We start from the raw sequence: 23,588 nt of genomic DNA, 5'->3' as shown, positions 1-23,588 counted from the left end.
GCGCACAGGTCGCGGAGCGTCAGCAACGTCCTGGTCGGCTGCGGCTAGAAGGTCAGCGGGGCGCCTGGGGTTGGTACGTGGAGGCGGTCGGTCAGGTGGGCGGTGGTGAAGGTTTTGGTGAGGTGGTCGGGGCCTTCGGTGAAGTGGGACCAGCCTTCGGTGTGGACGGGGACTATGGCGGCGGGGGCGAGGAGGCGGGTGGCTTCGGCTGCGGCCTCGGAGGTGAGGGTGAGTGGGGCACCATCCAGGAGCGTGGTGCGGGCGGCGCCGGCGAAGAGGAGGGCTACGTCGACCGAGCGAGCCGCGACGCCGGGGATTGTGCCATCGGAGAGGCGGGTGACGATCTCAGCGACCAGGTCGACCGAGGCGTTGTCGCCGGAGACGTAGACAGTCGGCAGGTCGGTGCCGCTCAGGAGGAAGCCGGTGACGGCCCCGAGGACGGGTTCGGCTCCTTCGGGGCCGTGGCGGGCGGGGAGGCTGGTGACTGTCAGGGTGCCGCCGTCGGGGCGGGGGAGTTCGATCGACTCCCAGGTCTCCAGGCCGCGGACGCCATCCAGCCGGGACGCCGCGGCGGGGGTCGACAGCACCAGCGGGATCGACGGCAGCAGGGCGCGGCCGGCGTCGTCGAGGTTGTCCTTGTGCTGGTCGTGGGAGAGCAGGACTGCGTCGATCGGGCCGAGGTCGGCGGGCTGCACGGCAGGGCCGGTGAGCTTCTTCATCACGCGGCCGGGCAACTGGTACTCGCGCGGCTCGTCGAACGCGGGATCCGTCAGGAAGGCGAGGCTGCCGAGGCTGATCAGGGCGGTCGGTCCGCCCACGTGGGTGATCTTCATGCCTTCATCGTGCATCGCGGAAGCCACTCGAGCCATTGGCCCGAGGGACATGCTTCCTTAAGATCGGGCCATGAGATCCGTCGCCGTGCTGGCCTTCGACGGGATGAGCCCGTTCCACCTCTCCGTGCCCTGCCTGGTGCTCGGCGACCGCCTCGGCGGCGACCTCGAGTACGACGTACAGGTGTGCGCCGAGCGGCCCGGCCGCCTCACCACGAACGCCGGCTTCGACCTGTACGTCGAACGCAGCCTCGAGGTGATGAGCCGCGCGGACCTGGTCATCCTGCCGAGCTGGGATCCCGAGCGCGAGCCGTCCGGCCTGCTGGTCGAGGCGATCCGAGAGGCCCACGCACGCGGCGCGACGGTGGTCGGCCTTTGTATCGGGGCGTTCCTGGTCGCGGCGAGCGGGATCGCCGATGGTCGGGAGGTGGTGACGCACTGGCGCTGGGCGGATCGCCTGTCCGCGCAGTACCCGAAGGTGAAGGTCCGGGCGGACGTGCTCTGGTCGGACCTCGGCGACCTCGTCACCTCGGCCGGTACGGCGGCTTCGCTCGACTGTTGTCTGCACCTGGTTCGCACGCATCACGGGGTTGAGTTGGCCGAGCGCCTGGCTCGCGCGATCGTGGTCGCCCCGCACCGCAGCGGCTCGCAAGCGCAGTACATCCCCGTGCCGGTGCCGCCGGATCCGTCGGACGACGTGATCGAGCGGGCGATGGTGTGGGCCCGGTCGAGGCTGGACCAGCCGGTCTCGCTGAACCAATGGGCCGCGGCGGTGGCGTTGTCCCGGCGTACGTTCACCAGACAGTTCCGCCAGCGCACCGGCAGCAGCGGTCAGGCGTGGCTGCTCAGGCAGCGGCTGGATCGGGCCAGGCTGCTGCTGGAGACCACCGATGAACCGGTCGAGCGGATCGCGACGGAGAGCGGATTCGGCTCCAGCGCGGCCCTCAGGCATCACTTCCACCTGGTCCTCGGTACTACGCCGCAGCGGCATCGCCAGGACTTCAAGACCCCGAGGTGACAGCGGACCGGTGCGCGATATATCTTGACGTCAAGAAAACTATCTTGATGTCAAGAAACATCTGACTGAGGGGAACGACCCACGCCATGGCCAAGATCAAGGTGACCAACCCCGTCGTCGAGCTCGACGGCGACGAGATGACCCGGATCATCTGGCAGTTCATCAAGGACCGCCTGATCCACCCGTACCTCGACGTCGACCTCGAGTACTACGACCTCGGCATCGAGCACCGGGACGCCACCGACGACCAGGTCACCATCGACGCGGCCAACGCGATCAAGCGGTACGGCGCCGGCGTCAAGTGCGCGACCATCACGCCGGACGAGGCGCGGGTCGAGGAGTTCGGCCTGAAGAAGATGTGGGTCTCCCCGAACGGCACCATCCGCAACATCCTCGGCGGTGTGGTGTTCCGCGAGCCGATCATCATCTCGAACATTCCGCGGCTCGTCCCGAGCTGGACCAAGCCGATCATCATCGGCCGTCACGCCCACGGCGACCAGTACAAGGCGACCAACTTCAAGGTCCCCGGCGCCGGCGAGCTGACCATCACCTTCACCCCCGAGGACGGCTCGGAGCCGATCCGGCACGTGGTCGCCAACTACGGCCCCGACGGCGGCGTGGCGATGGGCATGTACAACTTCAACAAGTCCATCGAGGACTTCGCGCGCGCCTCGTTCTCGTACGGCCTGCAGCGCAACTACCCGGTGTACCTGTCCACCAAGAACACCATCCTCAAGGCGTACGACGGTGCCTTCAAGCACATCTTCCAGAGCATCTTCGACGAGGAGTTCAAGGAGGAGTTCGACCAGAACGGGCTGACTTACGAGCACCGGCTCATCGACGACATGGTCGCGTCCGCGATGAAGTGGGAGGGTGGCTACGTCTGGGCCTGCAAGAACTACGACGGCGACGTGCAGTCCGACACCGTCGCCCAGGGCTTCGGCTCGCTCGGCCTGATGACGTCGGTGCTGATGACGCCGGACGGCAGGACCGTCGAGGCCGAAGCCGCGCACGGCACCGTCACCCGGCACTACCGCCAGCACCAGCAGGGCAAGCCGACGTCGACCAACCCGATCGCGTCGATCTTCGCCTGGACCGGTGGCCTGAAGCACCGCGGCAAGCTGGACCACACCCCCGAGGTGATCGGTTTCGCCGAGGCCCTCGAGCAGGTCTGCGTGGAGACCGTCGAGGAAGGGAGGATGACCAAGGACCTCGCGCTGCTGGTCGGCAAGGACCAGGAGTGGCTCACCACCGAGGCCTTCCTGGCCGCGCTGGACGAGAACCTGCAGAAGAAGGTCGGCTGACCTCAGGCCCGTACGACGGACCGCGCCTCCCGCCAGGGGGTCGCGGTCCGTCGCCGTTTCAGAGCAGCAGGAAGAGCGTGTACAGGGCCGGAGTGGCGAAGGTGACCAGCAGGATCCAGGCCATCATCTTGTGGCCGGGCTTGGCGCCGTCGAGGTTGGAGACGAAGTGCACGACCGCGCCTTCCTCGGTGTGACGGCTCAACCCCATCCGCTTGGCGTCCTCGGGCCGGCGGTCGGGCCGCTCGTCGGCGAGCGCGTCGGGCGGAATGCCGAACAGCGCAGGCCGGGCAGCATCGAGATCGTCTCGCTCGCCGTACATCCGGCCTCCCGCAGAGTGGGTGGAGGCTCAAGCTAACCCCGCGCCGGAGGCCGACTCAAGCACCTTCCCCCATCGTCCCACCCACAAGACGGAACGGCGGCCCGAACCTCGCCGAGCCGCCGTCCGGTACTTCGCCAGGTAGTCACCCGACCACTACTTGAAGTCGACCACCCACGCGACCCGCGTCTTCTTGCTGCAGAGGCCCAGCCCACAGAAAATGCCGTCCTCGTAGGAGGCGTCGCCACGGCCGACGCCGAGCTCGTCCAGCCCGCAGTTGAACAGGGTCGCTGAGCTCTGCGACTTCAGCCGGTTAAAGGCCTTCTTCGCGGACATCCCGTCGCCGCCGGCAGCCGCCTTGGATGCCTCGGTCTCGGAGACGTCCCCGCTGGCGGCTCGCCCCTCAGCATCGTTGCGAGCGCTGCCGGTCAGGTTGCTGTTCCGCCGCAGCGGTGCGCATCCGTTGCTCGTCCGCGCCTCGTCGACCAGCGAGAACAATTCCGCCTCTTCCCCGCTCATGCTGCCGTTGTCTGCCGACGGCGGAGTGGACGGCTTCGGGGTGCTGGACGGCGTGCTGGTCGTCGGCGGGTCGGACGGGTCCGGGTCCTCGGTGGTGCCGGTGCTCGGCGGGGTCGACGGCTCCGTGCCGGTGCCCGGGTCGTCCGTGGGGACGCTCGTCGGTCCGTCGGTGGGACTCGTCGACGACGGACCGCCCGGGGTCACCGGCGCGGACGGCTTCGGCGTACGGGTGGACGGCACCGCAGTCGGGCTCGCCGAGTCCGGAGCTGTCGGTGTGGCCACGACCGGCTGGTTCGACGCCGTGATGTACGTGTCGTCGTCCCTGGTGACGTACGGGACCGACGCGTCGGCCTGGTCCGCTTGTGGTTCGTGGAGCAGGATCCAGGAGATCGGGGTGATCACCAGCACCACGGTGCCGAGTGCCACCAGGGTGCGCCGCGCCCTCGACGGGGTACGGGCTGCCCTCCTGCTTTGCCGGCGCCGGGCGCCGACTCCTCGCTCTGACATTACGTGCGTGTTCCCTTCACGGTCGGCCCCAAGACGTGCCTCCTTCGCCTCACCGCGCCGATCCGAGCATCGGCGTACCGGTCGGGGTGGTCGTGGTGGACAAGGCACTGACGATCGGGCCGATCAGGCCTCTGCGTCGGGGTGCCTTCCTGCTGCTGCGGTGCCGCCCAGGGGTAGGCGAGTCCGTCATGGGTGGGCGAGTCCTCTTCAGTTTCGTCGTACCGGAAATCCGTCGTTCCCGCACGTTCGTTGCCAGGCCCCCCTGGTTACCGAACAGGAACTTTAACCGAGGTGAAAGGTCACCGTTACGGGTCGGCGAATCGTCTTAACGAATACCGAAGATTCGACTCAGCCGCCGAAGTCCTGGACCCAGCTGCCGTTGCCCCAGTCGGGCTTGACCAGGCCGCTGTCGTAGCCGATCCCGATCATCGTGTAGCTGCAGTTCAGGATGTTCTTCCTGTGGCCCTCGCTGTTCATCCAGCCCTCCACCACGGCTCCCGCGGTCTTGTAGCCGACAGCGATGTTCTCGGCCATCGAGCCGCCGCTGAAGCCGGCCGCCTTCATCCGGTCGAACGGCGAGCGGCCGTCCAGGCTGTTGTGGTCGAAGTAGTGGTGCACGACCATGTCCGACGCGTGCGCCTCGGCCGCCTTGGTCAGCGCGCTGTTGGTCCGCAGCGGTCCACAGCCCGCCTTCGCACGCTCCTGGTTGGTGAGCTGCAGCACCTGGGCCTCCGCGCTGCCACTGCTGGGCGCCGGCAGCTTCTTCGTCGGCTTCTTGGTCGGAGTGCCGCTCGTGGTGGGCTTCGTGCTCGGCTGCGGCGACCGCGTGCCCTCGCGGCTCGGTGCCGTGGTCGTGCGGCTCGGTGTCGCCTTGGGGGTCTTCGACGGTGTCTTCGACGGAGTCGCCGAGGGAGTCGCACTCGGCGTCCCGGTGGGCGTCTCGCTCGGAGTGACCGGCGGCGTGCTCAGCTCTTCCGTCGGGGTCGACGAGTCGTCGGTCGCGACGGTCAACGGCTCGTCCTGGCTGGTCGGGCTGGTCGTGTCGCGAGTCACGTACCAGCTGCCACCGGCCACCAGCGCGAGTACGGCCAGTGCTCCCAGGATGGGTGCCGCTACGCCGCCGCGGCGACGCCGCCTGCTCCCGTGCCGCCCGACCGAAGGCTCGTCGTACTGCGGTTCGTGCTGGTCCTCGTACTGCTGGTCGTACTGCGCCCGGCGCTGTGCGTCGTACTGCGGGTCATATGGCGGCTGATGCTGCGTTTCGTAGTTCGGTTGGTACTGCGAGTCGCCCCGACCGTAATTGTCCGGTTCCTCCGGGAAGAAGGGATTCCGGCCGTTGGGTGAGTCGGTCATGGAACCAGCGAGCCTCTCGTCGTCCGTCGATTTCCCGTGATCCCCAGTCCGCGCCGCGGCGGCAGCCGCCAAGGCACGGCACGGACCGTAGCCGATCTCGGCAGCGACCACGACCCCTTGCGGCCTTCCTCACGCCCGCATTGACGAACCTTTAACGGCAGCCCTGTACCGTCCTAGACCTCAAACGAGAGGTTGACCCCGTGCGAGCAGTCGTAGGTTCAGGCCCGGTCGGTACCGCGGTGGCGCAACTGCTGGTGGAGCGCGGTGAGCAGGTGAGACTGATCACCCGGAGCGGAAACGGCCCGGATCTGCCTGGTCTCGAGAAGGTGAGGGCGAACGCGTCGGACCCGTCGGCGTTGACCGCCCTCGTCGAGGGCACGGACACCCTGTTCAGCTGCGGTGGTCCCGCCTACGACCGCTGGCCCGTGGACTGGCCACCGCTCGGGGCGTCGTTGATCGAGACCGCCGCGGCCACCGGCGCGGTACTGCTCACCACCGGGAATCTGTATTCCTACGGCGTGCCCGATGGACCCATGAAGGAAAGCGATCCGGAGCGGCCGAACTCGGTCAAGGGCAGGGTCCGCTCAAAGCTCTGGGCTGACGCGTTGGCAGCCCACCAAGCGGGCCGGATCCGCACTGCGGAGGTGCGTGGATCGGACTACCTGGGGGCCGGCGCTGTGTCGTTCTTCACTGTCGGCGTACTGCCCGGGGTTCTGGCCGGTAAACGGACGCTGGTCCCGGCGGATCTGGATGCGCCGCACAGCTGGACCGCCGTGACCGATGTCGCCCGGACCCTGGTCGCGGTCGCTTCCGACGAGACGGCCTGGGGGCGGACCTGGCACGTCCCCAGCCCGGCGCCGACCTCCCTGCGCGACCTGACCACCCAGGCCGCGGCGATCGCCGGAGTACAGGCTCCTCTGTTGTCGTCGATGCCGCCGGCCGTGCTCTGGCTCGGCGGGTTGGTGAACAAGCAGGCGCGCGGGGTCCGGGAACTGCAGTACCAGTTCCGGCGACCCTTCGTGCTCGATTCCTCGCAGGCCGAAAGGGCTTTCGGCATCGAACCGGTGCCGACCGCGGACGCGCTCGCGGCGACCGTCGCCGCGATCAGGCCGATCGGGCGATGACGGCGGTGAGGCCGAAGACGGCGGTCAGGCCGACCGGGCGATCACGATGTCGGCGATGACCTTCCAGCCGAGGCTGCGGTAGAGGCGCAGGCCGTCGATCGAGGCGATCAGGATGCCGCGCTTGGCGCCCTGAGCGGCCGCGGTCTCGACCAGCGAGGCCATCACCGCGCTGCCGAGGCCGCGCCGGCGATGCGCCGGATCGGTCTCGATCCGATCGGCGACGGCGTCCTCGCCGACCACCGCCATCCGGCCGCTGGAGACCACGCCGCCGTGCAGGGTGGCTCTGGTGATGATCAGGTCCGACTCGAGCTCGGAGTGCAGGGCGTAGCGCTCGTTCAGCTTCAGGGCGGGCTGCTCGGACAGCTGGATCGTCATCAGCCAGTCCTGGTCGCGCTGCACCTCCAGACCAAGGTCCTCGAGCTGCTCGATCCGGGCCTCGCGGTCGTCGGTGGCCAGCGTCACCCAGCCGGCGCCCCGGCCGCTGCCGGCGGCCTTGGCCAACTCGGCGGCACGCTCGACCCGCTCGGGTTTGTCGTCCGCGTCCAGGACGACGTACTCCATCGCGCGGTTCTCCTCGCCCGCACGGACGGTCAAGATCCCGTCGTTGTCATCCTCGACAGTGGTCCAGCCACGCGATACAGACCACCCGGCCTGCCAGCGGCGGACGAGTTCCTCACGATCTCTCACTCGACGATTCAACCAGTCAGAACGCCGCACGGCGAGGGGAAGATGTGTCGTCTGTCACCAAGTGGTCGCAGAAACGCAGATTCGTTACCTTCCCAGGCCCCGGTTGGCAGCCCCGAATCAGGAGATCGGCCGACGCGCGGCCGCCCTCGGCGTCCGGGCAGGCGGCAGGCGGCAGGCGGTCAGGTGGTCAGGCGGTTGGCGAGCGGCGGGGTCAGTCGGTGCGGAGCAGGTCGAAGCCGTGCGTGTCGAGGAAGCGGCCGTCGCGGGTCGGACTGGCCGACCGCTCGACCCCGAACTCGGTGAACCCGTTGACCTCGGCAACGTGCTTCGAGGCCGTGTTGCCCTCGGCAGCGAACAGCACCAGCCGCCGCCGGCCGAGCCCGCCGTCCTCGAGGGGGGTGAAGGCGTGCCGGATCACGAGTCCGACCGCCTTCGACATCACCCCGCGGCCGCGCGCGTCCGGGTGTGCCCAGTAGCCGATCTCGCCCATCGTCTGGTCGATCCGGTTCCGCAGGTCGAAGACGCTCACGTTGCCGAGCAGTTCGTCGGTGTCCGGGTCGACGATCACCCACGTCACGCCCTCGCCGCTCGCGCGGATCTCCTGCCGGCTCTCGATGAAGCCCTCCGCGTCGTCGAGCGTGTACGGCGACGGCAACCCGACGAGCCACTCCTGGGTCCGTTCGTCGTTGCACGCCTCGGCAACCCGCTTCGCGTCCGTACTGCGAAACTCGCGCAACCGCACGCCGTCGACCTCGAGCACCGGCACCGACCACCAGTGGCCCTGCGGCTCGGGATCATCGTCGCGGGTGATCGAGGCGATCCACTCGTCTTTGCGGACGCCCCGCGCCACCCCGTGGGCGGGGACCATCACGAGGTTGCGGAAGCCGCTCTTCCAGGCCACCCGGCGGGATCCCCAGTTACCGACGTACGCCCGCCAGATGACGCGCTCCCAGCCCTGGTCGAAGGCATACCCGAGGGTGAGCTTCACCGCCCGGGTCATCACGCCGTTGCCCCGGGCCCACGGTGCGAGCCCGAACCCGATCTCGCCGACGCCACCCGCGCCCGGACGCAGGTCGATCGTGCCGGCGTAGCGTCCGTCGTACTCGATCGCCCAGCCCCAGGAACTGCCGTCCCGCCAGCCCGACGGGATGAACTCGGTCAGGTACTGCTCGGCGTGCTGCCATTCGTACGGCACCGGGATGGTGGTCCACTGCTGCATCACCGGGTCCTGGCAGACGTCGAAGGCCGGCTTGATGTCCGCGCTGGTGTGCGCACGCAGTGTCACGGTGCCGTCGGTCAGTACCGGGACGTCCTCGGGGAATCGCATGCCTCAGCGTGACAAGCCGGGCCGCCCGCGGCAACGAGATTTCGCGGTACGGGCACAGGAATCAACACAATCGGACTGCGAAAGGGCACTTGAGACCTTAGGCTGTCGAGTGTGAACACAGCCGGACCGAACGCTGAGCCCTCCCGTGGCCGGGGCGGTCAGCTGGCCGCCCAGCGGCAGGCCACCATCGTTGCCGAGGTCAACAGCCGCGGCGCGATCACGGTCGCCGAGCTGGTCGAGCGGTTCGGCGTCTCCGACATGACGATCCGCCGCGACCTGGACGCCCTGGACTCCAGCGGCCTGCTGCACAAGGTGCACGGCGGCGCCACCTCGGTCGGGCTGCGCAGCGCGCACGAGCCCGGCTTCGACGCCAAGCTCACCCAGGAGTCCTCGGCGAAGCACGCGATCGCCGCCGAGGCCGCCCGCCGGGTCCAGCCGGACAGCGCGATCGGCATCGGCGCCGGGACGACCACCTACGCACTCGCCCGGCAACTGCTCCGGGTGGAGAACCTGACCGTGGTGACGAACTCGGCCCGCATCGCCGACGTCTTCCACGGCAACAGCCGCTCCGACCGCACGGTGGTCCTGATCGGCGGTATCCGTACCCCGTCGGACGCCCTGGTCGGCCCGATCGCGACCGCGGCCCTGCAGTCACTCCACCTCGACATGCTCTTCCTCGGCGCCCACGGCGTGGACGCCGAGCACGGTCTCAGCACCCCGAACCTGATGGAAGCCGAGACCAACCGCGCCTTCATCGCCGCCAGCCGCGAGGTGGTCCTGGTCGCCGACCACACCAAGTGGGGCACCGTAGGCCTCAGCACCTTCGCCACGTGGTCCGACCTGGATGTCGTGGTCACCGATGCCGGCCTCCCCGCCGCCGCCCGCAAATCCATGCGAGAGACCGGCTGCGACCTCGTCATCGCCTCCTGACCGGACCCCGCGTCAGGAGACGCGGGAGGCGCCGGGGGAGGGGGTGGCCGAGAGTGAGGCCGGTGGGGTGAAGGAGTGGGCGGCGAAGGCCTCGGTGATGGCGGTGAGGGTGGAGGCGGTCGCGGAGGTTTCGACCAGGGCGATGATGCAGCCGCCGAAGCCGCCGCCGGTCATGCGGGCGCCCAGGGCGCCGGCGGCGAGGGCGGTGTCCACGGCTACGTCGAGTTCGGGGACGGTGATCTCGAAGTCGTCGCGGAGGGAGGCGTGGGAGGCGGTGAAGAGGGGACCGACCTCGCGCAGCCGGCCGGCGCGCATCAGGGCGACGGCCTCCTCGACCCGGCGGATCTCGGTGACGACGTGGCGGACGCGGCGGCGTACGACGTCGTCGGACAGCCGGGCCAGCGCGTCGTCCAGGTCCTCGAAGGCGACCGAACGCAGAGCCGGTACGCCGAGTTCGGCCGCGGCCTGTTCGCAACTCTTGCGCCGGGCCGCGTACTCGCCGTCCACGTGGCGGTGCGGCGCCTTCACGTCGACGACGAGCAGGCTGAGCCCCTCGGCCTCGGGGTCGAAGGGGATCTGGTCGGTCGCCATCGCGCGGATGTCGAAGTACAGGGCGTGGCCGGCGGTGCAGCACATGGAGGCCATCTGATCCATCAACCCGACGGGCGCTCCGACGTACTGGTTCTCCGCTCGCTGGGCGAGGCGGGCGACCTCGGCCGGGTCGACCTCGAGGTCCCGCAGGCCCAGCAGGGCGACGGCCGTCGCACACAGCAGCGCGGCCGACGACGAAAGGCCAGCGCCTGAAGGAAGATCCGAATCCACCAGCAGGTTCGCCCCGCCGATGTCGTAACCCGCCTCTCGCAGTACCCACGCGGCACCGGCCGGATAGGCAGCCCAGTCCTTCACGGACCCCGGCGACACGTCGGCCAGCGCGAACTCGATGACAGCGGGCTGCCCGGAGGAAGCGACGCCGATCACGCCGTCCGTGCGTGCCGACGCGGTCACCTGGATCCGGTTGGGCAGCGCGATCGGCAGCACCAGGCCGTCGTTGTAGTCGGTGTGCTCGCCGATCAGGTTGACCCGGCCGGGTGCGCGCCAGACCCCGTCGGGTGCGGTGCCGAAGACCTCCGCGAACGTGCTCACGAACCAACCTTCCGCAGGGTCTCGGCCACGTCCTCGGGCCTGGTGTCGGAAATGAACGCGCCCATCCCGGACTCCGAGCCGGCAAGATACTTGATCTTGTCCGCGGCCCGCCGGATCGACAACAGCTCGAGGTGCAGGTAGCCCAGCTCCCGATCCACCCGGACCGGCGCCTCGTGCCAGGCCGCGATGTAGGGCAGCCGGTCGCCGTACAGGCCGTCGAAGCGGCGCAGTACGTCGAGGTAGAGCTGGGCGAAGTCGTCGCGCTCGGTGGTGCTCAGGTCCGCGATCCCGGCCAGTTGCCGGTGCGGATAGAGGTGTACTTCGACCGGCCAGCGGGCCGCCTCGGGCACGAACGCGGTCCAGTTCTCGTTCTCCGCGATGATCCGGGTGCCGTCCTTGCGCTCCGCGGCCAGCACGTCGGCGAAGAGGTTGCTTCCGGCAACTTCCTGGTGCTCGCGGGCCCGCAGCAGCAGGGTGTTCATCCGCGGCGGCAGGAACGGGTAGGCGTAGATCTGCCCGTGCGGGTGGCTCAGCGTCACGCCGATCTCACGGCCCCGGTTCTCGAACGGGAACACGTGCTCCACGTCCGGGCGGGCACGCAGTTCGGCGGAGCGGTCGGCCCAGGCCTCCACCACCAGCCGGGCCTCGCCCTGGGAGAGGTCGGTGAACGACTTGTTGTGGTCGCTGGTGAAGCAGACCACCTCGGCCCGGCCAGGTCCGGCGAACGACGGGAACCGGTTCTCGAACACGGCCACGTTGTAGTCGTGGTCCGGGATCTCGGTCGGGTTGCCCGGCTTGGTCGCGCACAGCGGGCACTGGTCGGCCGGCGGCAGGTAGGTCCGGGTGTTGCGGTGCGTCGCGTAGGTGATCACGTCACCGGTCAGCGGGTCGGTCCGCAGTTCCACCTGAGGCTTGGGCGCGGGCAGCCCGCGGGTGTCCTCGAGGGGCACCCGGACCGGCGTATCGGCGGGGTCGTAGTAGATCAGTTGCCGGCCGTCGGACAAGGTGGTGTCCGTCCGGCGGGCGCCTCGAGGTGTGTTCATCGTCCGGCTTCCTGGTCCGACTTGCTGCGGGTGAGGGCCGCTGCCGGCCTCCCCGACCATGACTTGGTCATGAATCATCGTAAACCAACAAGTTCGAACATGCACCGTGAGGCCCGCCGCCGCTACCCTGGACCGATGGACGTCGCCCTACCATCGCGCTCTCTCCCGCCGACCAGGAGAGGGCGCTAGGAATCCCCCAGCCATGAACGAGACCCTGCTCAACATCGTCCTGATCTTCATCTTCGTCCTGATCGGTGGCGTCTTCGCCGCGGCCGAGATGGCCCTGGTCTCCCTGCGGGAAAGCCAGCTCAAGTCGATCTCCCAGCGCGGCAGGCGCGGTGAAACCGTCGCCCGGGTCGCCGCCAACCCGAACCGCTTCCTGTCCGCCGTGCAGATCGGCGTGACCCTGATGGGCTTCCTGTCCGCCGCCTTCGGTGGTGCGACGCTGGCCGACGGGCTGTCGCCGCACCTGCAGGATCTCGGCCTGCCGGTGTCCGTGGCGAACACCGTCGCCCTGGTGCTGATCACCATCGCGATCTCCTACGTGTCGATCGTGATCGGCGAACTCGCGGCCAAGCGGCTCGCCCTGCAGCGGGCCGAGACGTTCGCGCTCGGCCTGGCCCCGCTGGTGGACCGGATCGCCTCGATCGCCCGGCCGGTGATCTGGCTGCTGTCCAGGTCGACCGACCTGGTGGTCCGCGCGCTCGGCGGTGACCCGAACGCGAACCGCGAGGTGATGTCGGACGAGGAGCTCCGCGAGATCGTCTCGGCGCACGAGTCGCTCGGCGAGGAGGAGCGCCGGATCGTGGACGACGTGTTCGAGGCCGGTGGACGCCAGCTCCGCGAGCTGATGCTGCCCCGGACCGAGGTGGACTTCGTCGACGCCGAGATGCCGGCGTACAAGGCGGTGAAGTTCGCGGCCGAGCGGCCGCACTCGCGGTACCCGGTGATGAACGGGTCGGCCGACGACATCGTCGGGTTCGTACACGTCCGCGACCTGTTCGACCCGGCGGTCGCCTCTCGGTCGGTCCGGGTCGGCGATCTGGCCCGCGACGTGCTGATGCTGCCCGACACCGCGAAGCTGCTGCCGACGCTGACCGAGATGCGCCGCCGCAGTACGCATCTCGCGATCGTGCTGGACGAGTACGGCGGTACCGCGGGCATCGTGACGCTCGAGGACCTGGTCGAGGAACTGATCGGTGACATCAAGGACGAGTACGACGAGGAGTCGGCCGAGACGACCCGGTTGCGCAGTGGCGATGTCGAGGTGGACGGCCTGCTGAACCTGGACGACTTCGCCGACGAGACCGGGGTGGAGCTCCCGGACGGCCCGTACGAGACCGTGGCCGGGTGGATCGCCGCCCAGCTCGGCCGGGTCCCCGCGGTCGGCGACGAGGCCCAGTTCGACGGCTACAAGATGACCGTCACCGAGATGGACGGCCGCCGGGTGGCGCGCGTCCGGGTGCACCGGGTGGTCGCGGACGAGCTGCTACCGGACACTGCCGCGGGGACGGTCGTCGTCACGGAGTAAGGGCTTCGACCGGGGCCGGCTCGAGGATCCGCAGCCGGCCGAGCACGACGATGCCGCCGGCAACGAAGCCGAGTCCCTGCACGACCAGCACCGGGATGATGCCGACGACGTCGCCGAGCACACCCGCGGCGGCGATACCGACCAGCAGCGCGACTCCCTCGGCGGCGAAGAGAGCCCCGAACACCCGGCCGCGGGAGGCGTCGTCGGTGAGCCGCTGGATCACCGTCATCGACCCCGCGATCAGGAACGCGCCAGGCAGCCCCACCAGCACCATGCAGACGAACGCGGGCGCCAGGCTCTTCCAGAACAGGGGATAGCAGAACATCGCCAGGTCGATCAGCCCGAACGCGACCGCGCCGTACCCCCACATCTTCGCGGCCGAGAACCGGGAGCCGACAGCGGCCGCGACCAGCCCGCCTACGATCCCGCCGATCGCCTGCGACGACGTGATCAGCCCGTACGCCGTACCGTCACCGCCCAGCTCGGCGGAAACGAACGGCGCGAACAAGGTGCTCATGGCCCCTTCTCCGACGCCGGTGACGAGTCCGAAGACGAACACCAGTCGCATCGCCGGGCCGCCTACGCAGATCCGGAGTCCCTCTATCCATTCGGCTTTCACCTTCAGTACTGCGGGTCGCAGGCCGCCGGCACGTTCGAGTTGGAGTCGCTCCGGGCGATGCCGTACGCCGATCAGCAGTGCCATCGCTATCAGGTAGGTCGCGGCGTCTACCAGCGCGAGCAGGGGGAGTCCGCCGATCGCTGCGAGGACACCGCCGAGCGCGGCACCGACCAGGCGGGCGACATCGCTGGTCTGGCTGTTCAGCGCGTTCGCTGTGACGAGTTGCCGTGGTTCCACCAGTAGTGGCACGAGCGACTGCTCGGCCGGCCGGAAGAATTGCTGCAGGCAACTTTGTGCGAGCACCACCAGGTAGATCACCCAGATGGTCGAGTCGTCGCGGACCACCAGCAGCGGCAACAGGACGAACGCGTGTGCCAGGTTGGTGAAGATCATCGTGCGCCGCCGGTCCCACCGGTCGACGAACACGCCCGCCAGCGAGCCGAGCACCACCAGCGGCAGGAACGACGCGAGCAGCAGACCACCTGAAGCCAGCGTCGAACCCGTCAGCGCGTACACGTGGTACGCCAGCCCGATCCGCAGGATCCAGTCCCCGGTCAGCGAGATCAGCCCGGCGCTCAGCACCAGTCGGTAGTCCCGCTGACGAGCCAGCACCTCCCAGAGGTTCTTCACTTCTCCTCCTCGGCGGACTCGTCTTCCGGCTGTACGGCGAGGGGCTCGTCCGCTGGCGACACGGTGACGATCCGGGTGATGTCGACCAGGCGACTGCCCGGCGGCCGGGTGGACTTGTCGTCGATCGGCCGCTCGTCGACGTACCGCTGGAGCAGTCCGCTGATCTGCTCCTCGAGCTCGGCCAACTCGTCGCCGGTCAGGTAGATCCCGGTGTGCCCGATGCCGGCGTTCTCCCGCCAGACTTCGGCCTCTTCGGGACGCCGTTGCTGCCAGTCCGCCAGGGTGCCGAGGGCTCGCTCGGCCAGCAGTTGCTCCAGTACGTCGGCCGCAGCCGCTGCCTCGGGGTTCAGCTTCGCGTCCCGCCACGACTGCGAGGTGGAAACGAGGCGCCAGGGCCGCTCCCGGTTGTCCTTCCCCGGCGCCGGCTCCACAAAGTCGTACTTCGCGAGCTGCCGCAGGTGATGAGAAGCCAACGCCTGACTGATCCCAAGCCGCCGCGCCGCGTCAGCCGCGGTCAACGGCCCCTCCTTCCCCAGCAAGGCCTGCAGATCCAGCCGCACCGGGTGCGCCATCGCCCGAATAGCCAACGGATCATCCAACAACCGCCGCCTACGCGGATCATTCGCCGATTCCAAAGACATGCTTGGAATATGACCCCGACGCTAGACAGATGTCAAGCTGTTGCTTGGAATGAGTCGCAGGGGTGGTGCGGGCAGTTGGCTAGCGCGCCTTGACGGCGGGAAGTTAGGTCGAGCCAGGCACACCCCGTGTCCGCGAGGGTTGACCCACGGCAACGGTCCCTAAGTGCGCCAACCACAAGCCCGTCAAGGCTTCCCACCGTGTGGCGGCTTTGAAGGTTTCGGCTTCTTCGGGCCCTTGGTTGGCGGGGTCTTGGTGGGCTTGCTGGTGTTGCTGGGCTGGGTGGAACGGGCGGTCGGCTGTGGGGCTGCTGAGGTTCCGGCCACTGTCTGGGACGGCGTTGGGGCCGCCTTGGGGGTGGTGGTCTTGGGGGTGCTCGGCTTGGGGGCGGGGGTGGTGGCGCTGGAGTCGGGGCCGAGGTTGCTGGTGGCGGGAGCCTTGAGGGTGTTGGCGTCGAGGAGGATTCCCACAGTTGCGGCGATCGCGAGTGCGACTGTCGCGCCCGCGGTCGCGGTCGCCAGGAGCTTCCGGGATGGCCGGCGAGACACCTCGAAAGGTGGCGCTTCAACAGGCTGAGTGTCGGCCTCGGAGGGCAGAGCGATGGACTCCGTGGTTGCCGCCTCGGTCGGGTGGACGGTGACTGGAGGCCTTGCGCCGTTGGCGATCTGGGCTGCGGTGGGGCGCTGTGTGGGGTCCTTGGCTAGTAGCCAGAAGAGGAAAGAGTCGAACTCGTCCGAGAGTTCGGACCGGAGGTCGCTGGGTGGGACTGCGGTGGTCTCGACGTGTTGGTACATGATCGAGGCCGGGTCGTCGGCCAGGAAGGGTGGATGGCCGGTGACGAGTTGGTACAGGACGCACCCCAGTGCGTAGACGTCTGACGGCGCTTCGGCGGGCTTGCCGAGCGCGCGTTCTGGCGACAAGTAGTGGCTGGTGCCGACGATCTGGCCGGTCGCTGTCAGCGTGGTCGTGGTGTCGTCGAGGAAGCGCACGATGCCGAAGTCGGCGACCTTCACCGTGCCGTCGTCGGCCAGCAGGAGGTTGCCGGGCTTGATATCGCGGTGCACGATGCCGACCCGATGAGCTGCCGCCAACCCGGCCGCCGCCTGCCGGATGATGTCGACCGCGCGGTCCGCTGGCAGCGGTCCGTACCGCTTGAGTTCCTGGCTGACAGTGCGGCCCTCGACCAGTTCCATCGCGAGGTAGAAGCCGTCGCCGTGGCTGCCGAAATCGAAGGCGGCGACGACGTGCGGGTCGCTCAGGGCCGCAGCCGCCCGAGCCTCACGCTGGAAGCGTTCCGTTGCCGCAAGCGTGTTCCGGACCGGGAGCATCAGCTTGACCGCTACCTGGCGGTCGAGCACCTGGTCGACGGCGCGGTACACCTCGCCCATGCCGCCACGCCCGAGCGGGTCACCGAGCCGATACCTGTCACCCACGAGCACGGGTGGCACCTCCTGATCGCCTCATCCGGACTTCGGTACCCACCGCCTACACGGGTAACCGGGCCGGGACGCTCGGCCGAATCAGTCAGTGCCCGGACCCGCGGCGTTCGCAGCCGGGGGGCGGTTGTCCTCTGGGGTGGTACTCGTCGACGGCCTGCTCGACGGCGATGGGTCCGGGGGAGAGGCGGTGCTGGTCGAGGGGGTCCCTTGGGTCGGCGCGCTGGGTGTGTTGCTGCTTAGCGTCGGTGCGCTGGGCGACTGGGTGCCCGGTGGTGGGGTACCAGTCGAGGGTGTGCCGCTCTGAGAGGTGCCAGGCGTTGGCGTGCTCTGCTGGGACGGGCTTCGGGTCGGGGTGCTCTTTTCCGTCTGGTTGACCGCGCCCGGCTGCGTCCGGTTGGTCGAGGTCTCCGTCGGCCTAGGGGTCTGCCCCGGAGTGCTCGGCGCGACACTCGGCGAGGGATCGAGGTTGATCGTCGCTGGAGGCTTCGTCTCGTCCCCGTTGATCAGGACTCCTGCGACCACCGCGGCGGCCGTTGCCAGCAAAGCCGCAGCCCCCACCAAGATGTGTTTCCGCCGGCCCGCTCCACTCAGCAGCGCAGGCGCGCCCGTCGGCGTACCCGCGTCCGGAGTCGGTTCGGCGGCGTCTGCAGCCGCGATGTCTGTGGCCTCACCAGCTGAGCCACCTGAGCCACCTGCAAGCTGGTCCGCAGCCACAGCCGCAGCCGCTGGCACAGCTAGGTCGGTAAGCGTCGCAGGGGAGCTTTCTTGGGTGGCGGCGCTCACTGCCAGTCCAGCAGCGGCTGCGCCTGCCGCGCCGGTTGGCGCGGTGCCGGCTGGGGCGCGGAGGGCGCCGGCGGCGATCTCGGTGGCGGTGGGCCGGGCCGCGGGATCCTTCGCGAGCATGCGGAGGAGCACGGCCTCGAACGGGCCGCCGAGTTCAGGGTGCACGTGGCTCGGGCGGGGCGGCTCGGTGTCGACGTGCTGGTAGAGGATCGCCGTCGGGTGTTCGGCCGTGAACGGCGGATGGCCGACGACGAGCTGGTAGAGCACGCAGCCGAGTGCGTAGATGTCCGACGGCTTGCCGGCCTGCCGGCCCTGCGCTCGCTCGGGGGCCAGGTAATGGGTGCTGCCGATGATCTGCCCGGTGACCGTCAGCGTGGCGGCGCCTTCGTCGGCCAGATGGGCGATCCCGAAGTCCGCGATCTTCACGGTCCCGTCGGTCGTGAGCAGCAGGTTGCCGGGCTTGATGTCGCGATGGACGATGTCCCGCCGGTGAGCGGCGGCCAGCCCGGCGGCGGCCTGTTCGATGATGTCGACCGCGCGATCGCGGGGAAGCGGCCCGGTCTGTGACAGCTCCTCGGCGACGCTGCGGCCTTCGACCAGTTCCATCACCAGGTAGGAGCGGTCGCCGTGCTGACCGAAGTCGTACACGGCGACGACGTGCGTGTCGTTCAGGATCGCGGCGGCCCGTGCCTCCCGGCGAAACCGCTCGGCGGCCGCCGCCGGATCGTGGTCCAAGGGCCGCAGCAGCTTGACTGCCACCGGACGTCCGAGCACCTCGTCGACAGCGCGGAAGACCTCGCCCATCCCGCCGCGGCCGAGGACCTCGCCCAGCTGGTACCTGTCAGCCACCAGCACGTATTACACCCCTTGATCGCCTCATCTGAACCTCCGTACCCAGGACTCGGCGATGCAACCGGTGGTTCAGCCGGTCTGCTCGCGGATCCACTCCAAGCCGTCCTCCCCGTACGACAGTACCGAGATGTGCCCAAGGCCCGGATCCAGGCGCAGTTCGGCGTCCGGTAGGTGGTCGGCGAGCCACTCGCCGTGGCTGCTCGGGATGACGCCGTCCTCGCCGCCGTGCACGAGCAGCACCGGTGCCGCGATCGAGGTCGGGTCGCAGCCCCAGGGGAGGACGTAGGACACGTCGTCGTCGATGTGCCCGTACGGTCCCGCGTCCTGCGCCGGTCCCGCGACCGAGCCGAGCCACCTCCACGGTCCCTCGAACATGGCCAGATCGGCCGCGGTGAACTCCGGGTCGTACTCGATCCCGGAGGTCTCGTGGACCGTCTTCGCCTCGCGTCCCCGCAGCGCCGCCTCTAGCGCGAGAACCCCCGACGGGACCATCCCGGCGAACCAGTCCAGCCCGTCGGCGTCGTACGGTGCGATGCCGGCCAGGCTGACCACGGCCTCCACCCGGTCGCCGAGCGCAGCGGCATTGCCGAGGGCGTACGAGCCGCCGCCGGAGTAGCCGACGACGGCGAACCGGTCGATCCCGAGTGAGTCGGCGACCGCTGCCACGTCACCCGCGACCGATGACATGGTCCGGCCGGGCGCGGGCGTGGAGCCGCCGTACCCGGGCCGGTCGAACGACACCCAGCGGATCCCCAGCCAGTCGGAGGCCTCGAAGAGCGGTGCGGGCGGTGCGCCGAGGTTGGGAGTGCCGTGGTGCCACACCACCGGGAGCCGGCCGTCGTCGCCTGGGTGCGTGTCGTACAGGTGCAGCGTGCGGCCGTCGGCCAGCTGCAGATCGGACTCGTTCACATCTCTCACCTTAGGTTCGGCATCAGCTTGTCGGCCGGTACGTCGGACCGGGGCGCGGGCGGTCGACATTCTTGCGATGACGGCCGGATCTCCGAAATGTCGAGAAGTCCGGGCACCCTCCGACCTCTGCTGCGAAGATCCATCCGACGGAAAGGAACTGCCGTGAAGTATCTGCTACTGATCCACAGCAACCCGGTGACCTGGGGCCACCCCTCGTTCCTGCACACCGAGGAGGGCCGCAAGCTCCCGAAGTCCGCGCGGGACGCGCTGTCCGCCCAGCTGGAGAAGCTGCTCACCGAGCTGAGCGAGCGCGGCGAACTGGTCGCCGCCGCGCCGCTGGCCGCGCCGCACCAGACCAAGGTGATCCGTGTCCGCGAGGGCGTTCGCGCCACCACCGACGGCCCGTACTCCGAGGCCAAGGAACAGCTCGCGGGCGTGTTCATCGTGGACGTCGAGTCCCCCGAACGCGCCGAGGAGATCGCCGCCCGGATCCCCGAGGCCCAGTTCGTCTCGGTGGAGCTCCGCCCGATCTCCGTCCTCGAGGAGTAGCCGGAGCTGTCAGTACTACGTACGCGCGCGCGTACGTAGTACTGACTAGCTGACCAGGCGGGCGTGGTTGGAGCGGGTGGCCAGCGCGGGGTCGAGGACGCCGAGGGCCAGCCAGGTGGCTCCGCCCACCCCGTCGCGGGCGGTCAGCACCTCGCCGTCGAAGTGTTCGTGGATGTTCTGCCGGAGCAACCGGCCGACCGGGGACGATTCGCCCGCGACACTGCCGGCCAGCACCAACGGGCCGTTGTCCGACGTTGTCCGGAGCCGGCTGACCGTCTCTGTGAGCAGTTCGGCTGCGCGTTTCACCAGGGCATGTGCCGTCTTGTCGTTCTGGTCGTACGCCGCGACGACCGTGCGGGCCAACTCGGCCAGCAGCACGGGTGGACGTGCGTTCACCGTGCGGATCAGGTCGTCACGGAGCCGGTCGTACCCCTCACGCTCCGCCATGGCGTCCTTTTCCCGGTCCGGCAGCACAGCGTTCACGACGGCCTCGCCGAGCCCGCCGAGCGGCTCGCCGAGATCGAGAGCGCGCAACAGACTGCGCATTGCCTCGCGGCCGAGCCAGAAGCCCGAGCCGTCGTCACCGAGCAGCCAGCCGTGCCCGTCGGCCGTCCGGGTCAGCCGGTGGTCGCGGACCAGGCCGGCCGCGCTGCCGGTACCCGCGATCAGCACGGTGCCGTCCGGCTCCGGCGTACCGGAGGCGAAAGCGACCTCGAGGTCGCCGATGTAGTCGGCCTTGCAGACCAGGCCGGCGCCGCTCCAGGCGGCGTCGAACTGGGCCCGGACGCCCGGGTTGGACAGCGCCGAGCCGCCGGCCGCGCCGATCACCGCGGTGCGCACCAGACTCGCGTCGAGGCCTTCCAGTGCCTGGTGAATGGCCTGGCCGAAGTTGGCCGCGGCACTCGCGGGGTGGCTGGTCGGATTTCCGCCCGCGGCAGCCCCGCGACCCACTACGTTGCCCTCATGGTCCGCGATCACGATCCGGGTGGAGGTGCCGCCGAGGTCGCCGCCCAGGACCAGTGTGGCCGCTGGCATCAAGACCACTGGATCGTTTGGTTGCGCGAGCGGGCGTTCGACCGACATAAGCGATGCTCCAAACTGCTCAAAAGTGTCTAGTCGTGGACAACAACAGACAAGGTCACGCAACGGTCCCGATCTGGAGGAGAGAGTGAGATGAGCCTTGACTTTAGCTGCCAGGTGAGAAAAGTTCTGTCCAGCAAACCGCAAACTTGCGCAGTTGTCGGCACCAGGTGTGTCGCGGCGAACACATTAGTCGAGGGGTGGGGCCTCTGATGGCCAGCACGGAAGACGGCAGCAACCAGGCCGCCAACGGGGACGGGAGTGCTGTCAGCGCGCAGGCGTATGTTCACGCGCTCACTCCGATCATGGCGGCCGTGACCGAGCAGATCGACGGCCCGATCCAGAAGGCCGCCGACCTCGTCACCGACTCACTGCGCGCCAACGGCGTCATCCAGGCCTTCGGTTCCGGCCACTCCGAGGCGCTGGCGATGGAGATCGCCGGGCGCGCGGGCGGCCTGATCGCGACGAACCGGATCGCGCTGCGCGATCTGGTGCTGCTCGGCGGCGAATCGCCCGAGCTGCTCCGCGGCGGCGAGCTGGAACGCGACCCGTCGTACTCCCGCAAGCTCTACGAACTGTCCGCGGCCCGACCGGGCGACCTGTTCGTGATCGCCTCCAACTCCGGCGTGAACGGCTCGATCGTCGAGCTGGCCACGGTGGTGAAGGAGAAGGGCCACCCCCTGATCGCGATCACCTCGCTGCAGCACACCAGCGGGGTGGACTCGCGGCACCCGTCCGGCAAGAAGTTGATCGACTTCGCCGACGTGGTGATCGACAACCACGCTCCGTACGGCGACTCCGTGCTCGATCTGCCAGATGGTGGCAAGGTCTGTGCCGTGTCCTCCATCACTGCCGCCCTGATTGCGCAGATGCTGGTCGCAGAGGTTCTGCGCCGGCTGACCGAGGCCGGCGAGACCCCACCGGTCTACCTGTCCGCGAACATCCCGGGCGGCGACGACCACAACCACGCCCTTGAAGCACAGTACGCCGGCCGGATCCGGCGTACTGCTTGAAACACTCTCGGAAGGCGGGACCCATGACCACTCCCAACAACCTGTCGCGGCGGCTGTTCCTGCAGCGCGCGGCGGTCGGCACCTTGCTGGCCACCGGCGGCAGCACGCTCCTCGCGGCCTGCGCCGGCAGCGGCAGCGACGACAGCGGTAACAGCGGTGGCGGCGCCGACAAGACCGCGGAGAACCCGTTCGGCATGGCGGACAAGTCGACCGTTGACGCCGTGATCTTCAACGGTGGGTACGGCTACGACTACGTGACGTTCGCGGCCAACATCGTGCAGCAGAAGCACGCGGGCTCGACGGTCAAGGTCGCCCCGTCCACCCAGATCGCCCAGCAGCTGCAGCCGCGCTTCGTCGGCGGCAACCCGCCGGACCTGATCGACAACTCCGGTGCGAACTCGATCGGCTTCAACACGATCCTCGACCAGCTCGCGACGCTGGACGACGTCTTCGAGGCCAACAACCTCGAGGGCACGAAGATCGCCGACACGCTGTACGCGGGGGTCAAGGCACCCGGCACCTTCGGCGACAAGTTCGTCGCGATCAACTACGTGCTCACCCTCTACGGCCTGTGGTACTCCGACAGCCTCTTCAAGGCGAACGGGTGGACGCCGCCGAAGACGTACGACGAGGCACTCGACCTCGGCGCCAAGGCCAAGGCGAAGGGCAAGTACCTGTTCGTCTGGGGCAAGGAGGCCGCAACCTACTACCAGACCCTGGCCGTCGACTCGGCGATCAAGGAGGGTGGCGACGAGGTCCGGCTGTCGCTGGAGAACCTCGAGGCGGACTGCTGGTCGAAGCCGCAGATCCAGGGCGTCTTCAAGGCCATGGAGACCATGGTCAAGAACGGCTACTTCGTCCCCGGCGGCGCCGGCACCCAGTTCACCGCCGCCCAGGCGAAGTGGAGCAACGATCAGCAGGCGGTCCTGTACCCCTCGGGTTCCTGGATCGAGAACGAGATGAAGAAGGCCACCAAGACGGGCTTCGACATGAAGGGCATCCCGGAGCCCACGCTGACCGCCGGCTCGAAGTTGCCGTACGCCGCGCTGCGCAGCGGCGCCGGCGAGCCGTTCGTCGTGCCCTCCAAGGCCAAGAACGTGGCCGGCGGCAAGGAAGTCCTGCGGGCCATGCTGTCCAAGGACGCGGCGACGAACTTCGCCAAGACGCGGCTGGCGCCGACGATCGTCAAGGGCCTGGTGCCGGCGGACGGGTTCGGCTCGTCCGCCCTGGTGTCGCAGGCGCAGATGCTGGACGCGGCCGGCACCGACGTCTTCAACTACCAGTTCGTTGACCTGTACGGCATGAACACCGACCAGCTCGTCGTCTGGAACTCGTTCCTGTCGGGCAAGATCGGCGCGGCCGACCTCACCAAGGGCCTGCAGCAGATCACCGACAAGGTGCGTAACGACAGCTCCGTCAAGAAGATCCCGGTTACCAAGTGAC

General features: G+C 69.0%; 23 protein-coding genes. 8 read left to right on the top strand and 15 right to left on the bottom strand.

The window, feature by feature from the left end:
* Positions 1-44: 44 nt before the first annotated feature.
* Positions 45-833 (bottom strand): MBL fold metallo-hydrolase, encoded by a 789-nt coding sequence (locus EV648_RS15390; protein ID WP_132291080.1) that lies wholly within the window; start codon positions 831-833, stop codon positions 45-47.
* Between the two features lie 70 nt (positions 834-903).
* Between EV648_RS15390 and EV648_RS15385 the strand changes: the two genes are divergently transcribed.
* Both EV648_RS15385 and EV648_RS15380 read left to right on the top strand, forming a co-directional pair.
* The gene (locus tag EV648_RS15385) at positions 904-1,848 is read left to right on the top strand and encodes a GlxA family transcriptional regulator (protein ID WP_132291077.1); all 945 of its coding nucleotides are present in this window, start codon (positions 904-906) and stop codon (positions 1,846-1,848) included.
* A gap of 86 nt (positions 1,849-1,934) precedes the next feature.
* Positions 1,935-3,152, top strand: coding sequence for an NADP-dependent isocitrate dehydrogenase (locus EV648_RS15380; protein WP_132291074.1), 1,218 nt, complete (start codon positions 1,935-1,937; stop codon positions 3,150-3,152).
* Positions 3,153-3,210: 58 nt separating this feature from the next.
* Here the strand turns inward: EV648_RS15380 and EV648_RS15375 are convergent, their stop codons facing one another.
* The 4 genes from EV648_RS15375 to EV648_RS15365 form a co-directional block, all read right to left on the bottom strand.
* Positions 3,211-3,471 carry a hypothetical protein gene (locus tag EV648_RS15375; protein WP_132291071.1) on the bottom strand — a complete coding sequence of 87 codons (261 nt, stop codon included), beginning with the start codon at positions 3,469-3,471 and terminating at the stop codon, positions 3,211-3,213.
* A 153-nt stretch (positions 3,472-3,624) separates the two neighbouring features.
* A complete protein-coding gene (locus tag EV648_RS15370; RefSeq protein ID WP_241995209.1) occupies positions 3,625-4,413 on the bottom strand; it encodes a hypothetical protein in 789 nt (262 codons plus the stop codon).
* A 130-nt stretch (positions 4,414-4,543) separates the two neighbouring features.
* On the bottom strand, positions 4,544-4,684 hold the full coding sequence (locus tag EV648_RS42585) for a hypothetical protein (protein ID WP_158293990.1): 141 nt from the start codon (positions 4,682-4,684) through the stop codon (positions 4,544-4,546).
* Between the two features lie 158 nt (positions 4,685-4,842).
* On the bottom strand, positions 4,843-5,847 hold the full coding sequence (locus tag EV648_RS15365; RefSeq protein ID WP_132291068.1) for a CAP domain-containing protein: 1,005 nt from the start codon (positions 5,845-5,847) through the stop codon (positions 4,843-4,845).
* Between the two features lie 200 nt (positions 5,848-6,047).
* Here EV648_RS15365 and EV648_RS15360 point away from each other — a divergent pair, with 200 nt between their 5' ends.
* Positions 6,048-6,971, top strand: a complete 924-nt coding sequence (locus tag EV648_RS15360; protein WP_132291065.1) for an NAD-dependent epimerase/dehydratase family protein — start codon at positions 6,048-6,050, stop codon at positions 6,969-6,971.
* Positions 6,972-6,995: 24 nt separating this feature from the next.
* On the opposite strand, the gene EV648_RS15355 is transcribed toward EV648_RS15360, so the two are convergent.
* On the bottom strand, positions 6,996-7,658 hold the full coding sequence (locus EV648_RS15355; RefSeq protein ID WP_132291062.1) for a GNAT family N-acetyltransferase: 663 nt from the start codon (positions 7,656-7,658) through the stop codon (positions 6,996-6,998).
* A gap of 211 nt (positions 7,659-7,869) precedes the next feature.
* A complete protein-coding gene (locus EV648_RS15350) occupies positions 7,870-8,985 on the bottom strand; it encodes a GNAT family N-acetyltransferase (protein WP_132291059.1) in 1,116 nt (371 codons plus the stop codon).
* A gap of 111 nt (positions 8,986-9,096) precedes the next feature.
* Between EV648_RS15350 and EV648_RS15345 the strand changes: the two genes are divergently transcribed.
* Positions 9,097-9,915: a DeoR/GlpR family DNA-binding transcription regulator gene (locus EV648_RS15345; RefSeq protein WP_132291056.1), complete on the top strand. Its 819-nt coding sequence runs from the start codon at positions 9,097-9,099 to the stop codon at positions 9,913-9,915.
* Between the two features lie 12 nt (positions 9,916-9,927).
* On the opposite strand, the gene galK is transcribed toward EV648_RS15345, so the two are convergent.
* Both galK and galT read right to left on the bottom strand, forming a co-directional pair.
* Positions 9,928-11,058: a galactokinase gene (galK, locus tag EV648_RS15340; protein ID WP_132291053.1), complete on the bottom strand. Its 1,131-nt coding sequence runs from the start codon at positions 11,056-11,058 to the stop codon at positions 9,928-9,930.
* Positions 11,055-12,101, bottom strand: a complete 1,047-nt coding sequence (gene galT / locus EV648_RS15335) for a galactose-1-phosphate uridylyltransferase (RefSeq protein ID WP_132291050.1) — start codon at positions 12,099-12,101, stop codon at positions 11,055-11,057. The genes galK and galT overlap by 4 nt, the downstream gene beginning before the upstream one ends.
* A 202-nt stretch (positions 12,102-12,303) precedes the next feature.
* On the opposite strand from galT, the gene EV648_RS15330 reads away from it, so the two are divergent.
* Positions 12,304-13,632: a hemolysin family protein gene (locus EV648_RS15330; protein ID WP_132291047.1), complete on the top strand. Its 1,329-nt coding sequence runs from the start codon at positions 12,304-12,306 to the stop codon at positions 13,630-13,632.
* On the opposite strand, the gene EV648_RS15325 is transcribed toward EV648_RS15330, so the two are convergent.
* The 5 genes from EV648_RS15325 to EV648_RS15305 all read right to left on the bottom strand — a co-directional run bounded on the left by EV648_RS15325 (position 13,622) and on the right by EV648_RS15305 (position 19,503).
* Positions 13,622-14,881, bottom strand: a complete 1,260-nt coding sequence (locus EV648_RS15325) for an MFS transporter (RefSeq protein ID WP_132291044.1) — start codon at positions 14,879-14,881, stop codon at positions 13,622-13,624. The genes EV648_RS15330 and EV648_RS15325 overlap by 11 nt on opposite strands.
* Entirely contained in the window at positions 14,878-15,468 is a 591-nt protein-coding gene (locus EV648_RS15320) for a helix-turn-helix domain-containing protein (protein WP_241995208.1), read from the bottom strand. Before EV648_RS15320 ends, EV648_RS15325 begins: the two co-directional genes overlap by 4 nt.
* Before the next feature lie 237 nt (positions 15,469-15,705).
* Positions 15,706-16,959: a serine/threonine-protein kinase gene (locus tag EV648_RS15315; protein ID WP_199234628.1), complete on the bottom strand. Its 1,254-nt coding sequence runs from the start codon at positions 16,957-16,959 to the stop codon at positions 15,706-15,708.
* Between the two features lie 81 nt (positions 16,960-17,040).
* Entirely contained in the window at positions 17,041-18,591 is a 1,551-nt protein-coding gene (locus EV648_RS15310; protein WP_241995207.1) for a serine/threonine-protein kinase, read from the bottom strand.
* 72 nt (positions 18,592-18,663) lie between these two features.
* Positions 18,664-19,503 (bottom strand): alpha/beta fold hydrolase, encoded by an 840-nt coding sequence (locus EV648_RS15305; RefSeq protein WP_132291035.1) that lies wholly within the window; start codon positions 19,501-19,503, stop codon positions 18,664-18,666.
* 162 nt (positions 19,504-19,665) lie between these two features.
* On the opposite strand from EV648_RS15305, the gene EV648_RS15300 reads away from it, so the two are divergent.
* Complete coding sequence (locus EV648_RS15300) at positions 19,666-20,052, top strand: YciI family protein (RefSeq protein ID WP_132291032.1); 387 nt, start codon at positions 19,666-19,668, stop codon at positions 20,050-20,052.
* A 45-nt stretch (positions 20,053-20,097) separates the two neighbouring features.
* On the opposite strand, the gene EV648_RS15295 is transcribed toward EV648_RS15300, so the two are convergent.
* Positions 20,098-21,087 (bottom strand): N-acetylglucosamine kinase, encoded by a 990-nt coding sequence (locus tag EV648_RS15295; protein ID WP_241995206.1) that lies wholly within the window; start codon positions 21,085-21,087, stop codon positions 20,098-20,100.
* Positions 21,088-21,344: 257 nt separating this feature from the next.
* Between EV648_RS15295 and EV648_RS15290 the strand changes: the two genes are divergently transcribed.
* Together EV648_RS15290 and ngcE are read left to right on the top strand one after the other, a co-directional pair.
* On the top strand, positions 21,345-22,145 hold the full coding sequence (locus EV648_RS15290) for a sugar isomerase domain-containing protein (RefSeq protein WP_132291026.1): 801 nt from the start codon (positions 21,345-21,347) through the stop codon (positions 22,143-22,145).
* Positions 22,146-22,168: 23 nt separating this feature from the next.
* Complete coding sequence (ngcE, locus tag EV648_RS15285; protein ID WP_132291023.1) at positions 22,169-23,587, top strand: N-acetylglucosamine/diacetylchitobiose ABC transporter substrate-binding protein; 1,419 nt, start codon at positions 22,169-22,171, stop codon at positions 23,585-23,587.
* Position 23,588: the final 1 nt, after the last annotated feature.

Origin of the sequence: Kribbella sp. VKM Ac-2568 (assembly GCF_004345365.1) — a bacterium.
In the GTDB taxonomy this organism is placed as follows: domain Bacteria; phylum Actinomycetota; class Actinomycetes; order Propionibacteriales; family Kribbellaceae; genus Kribbella; species Kribbella orskensis.
The sequence above is the reverse complement of the archived record's forward strand: the minus strand, read 5'-3'. Positions and strand labels throughout refer to the sequence as shown.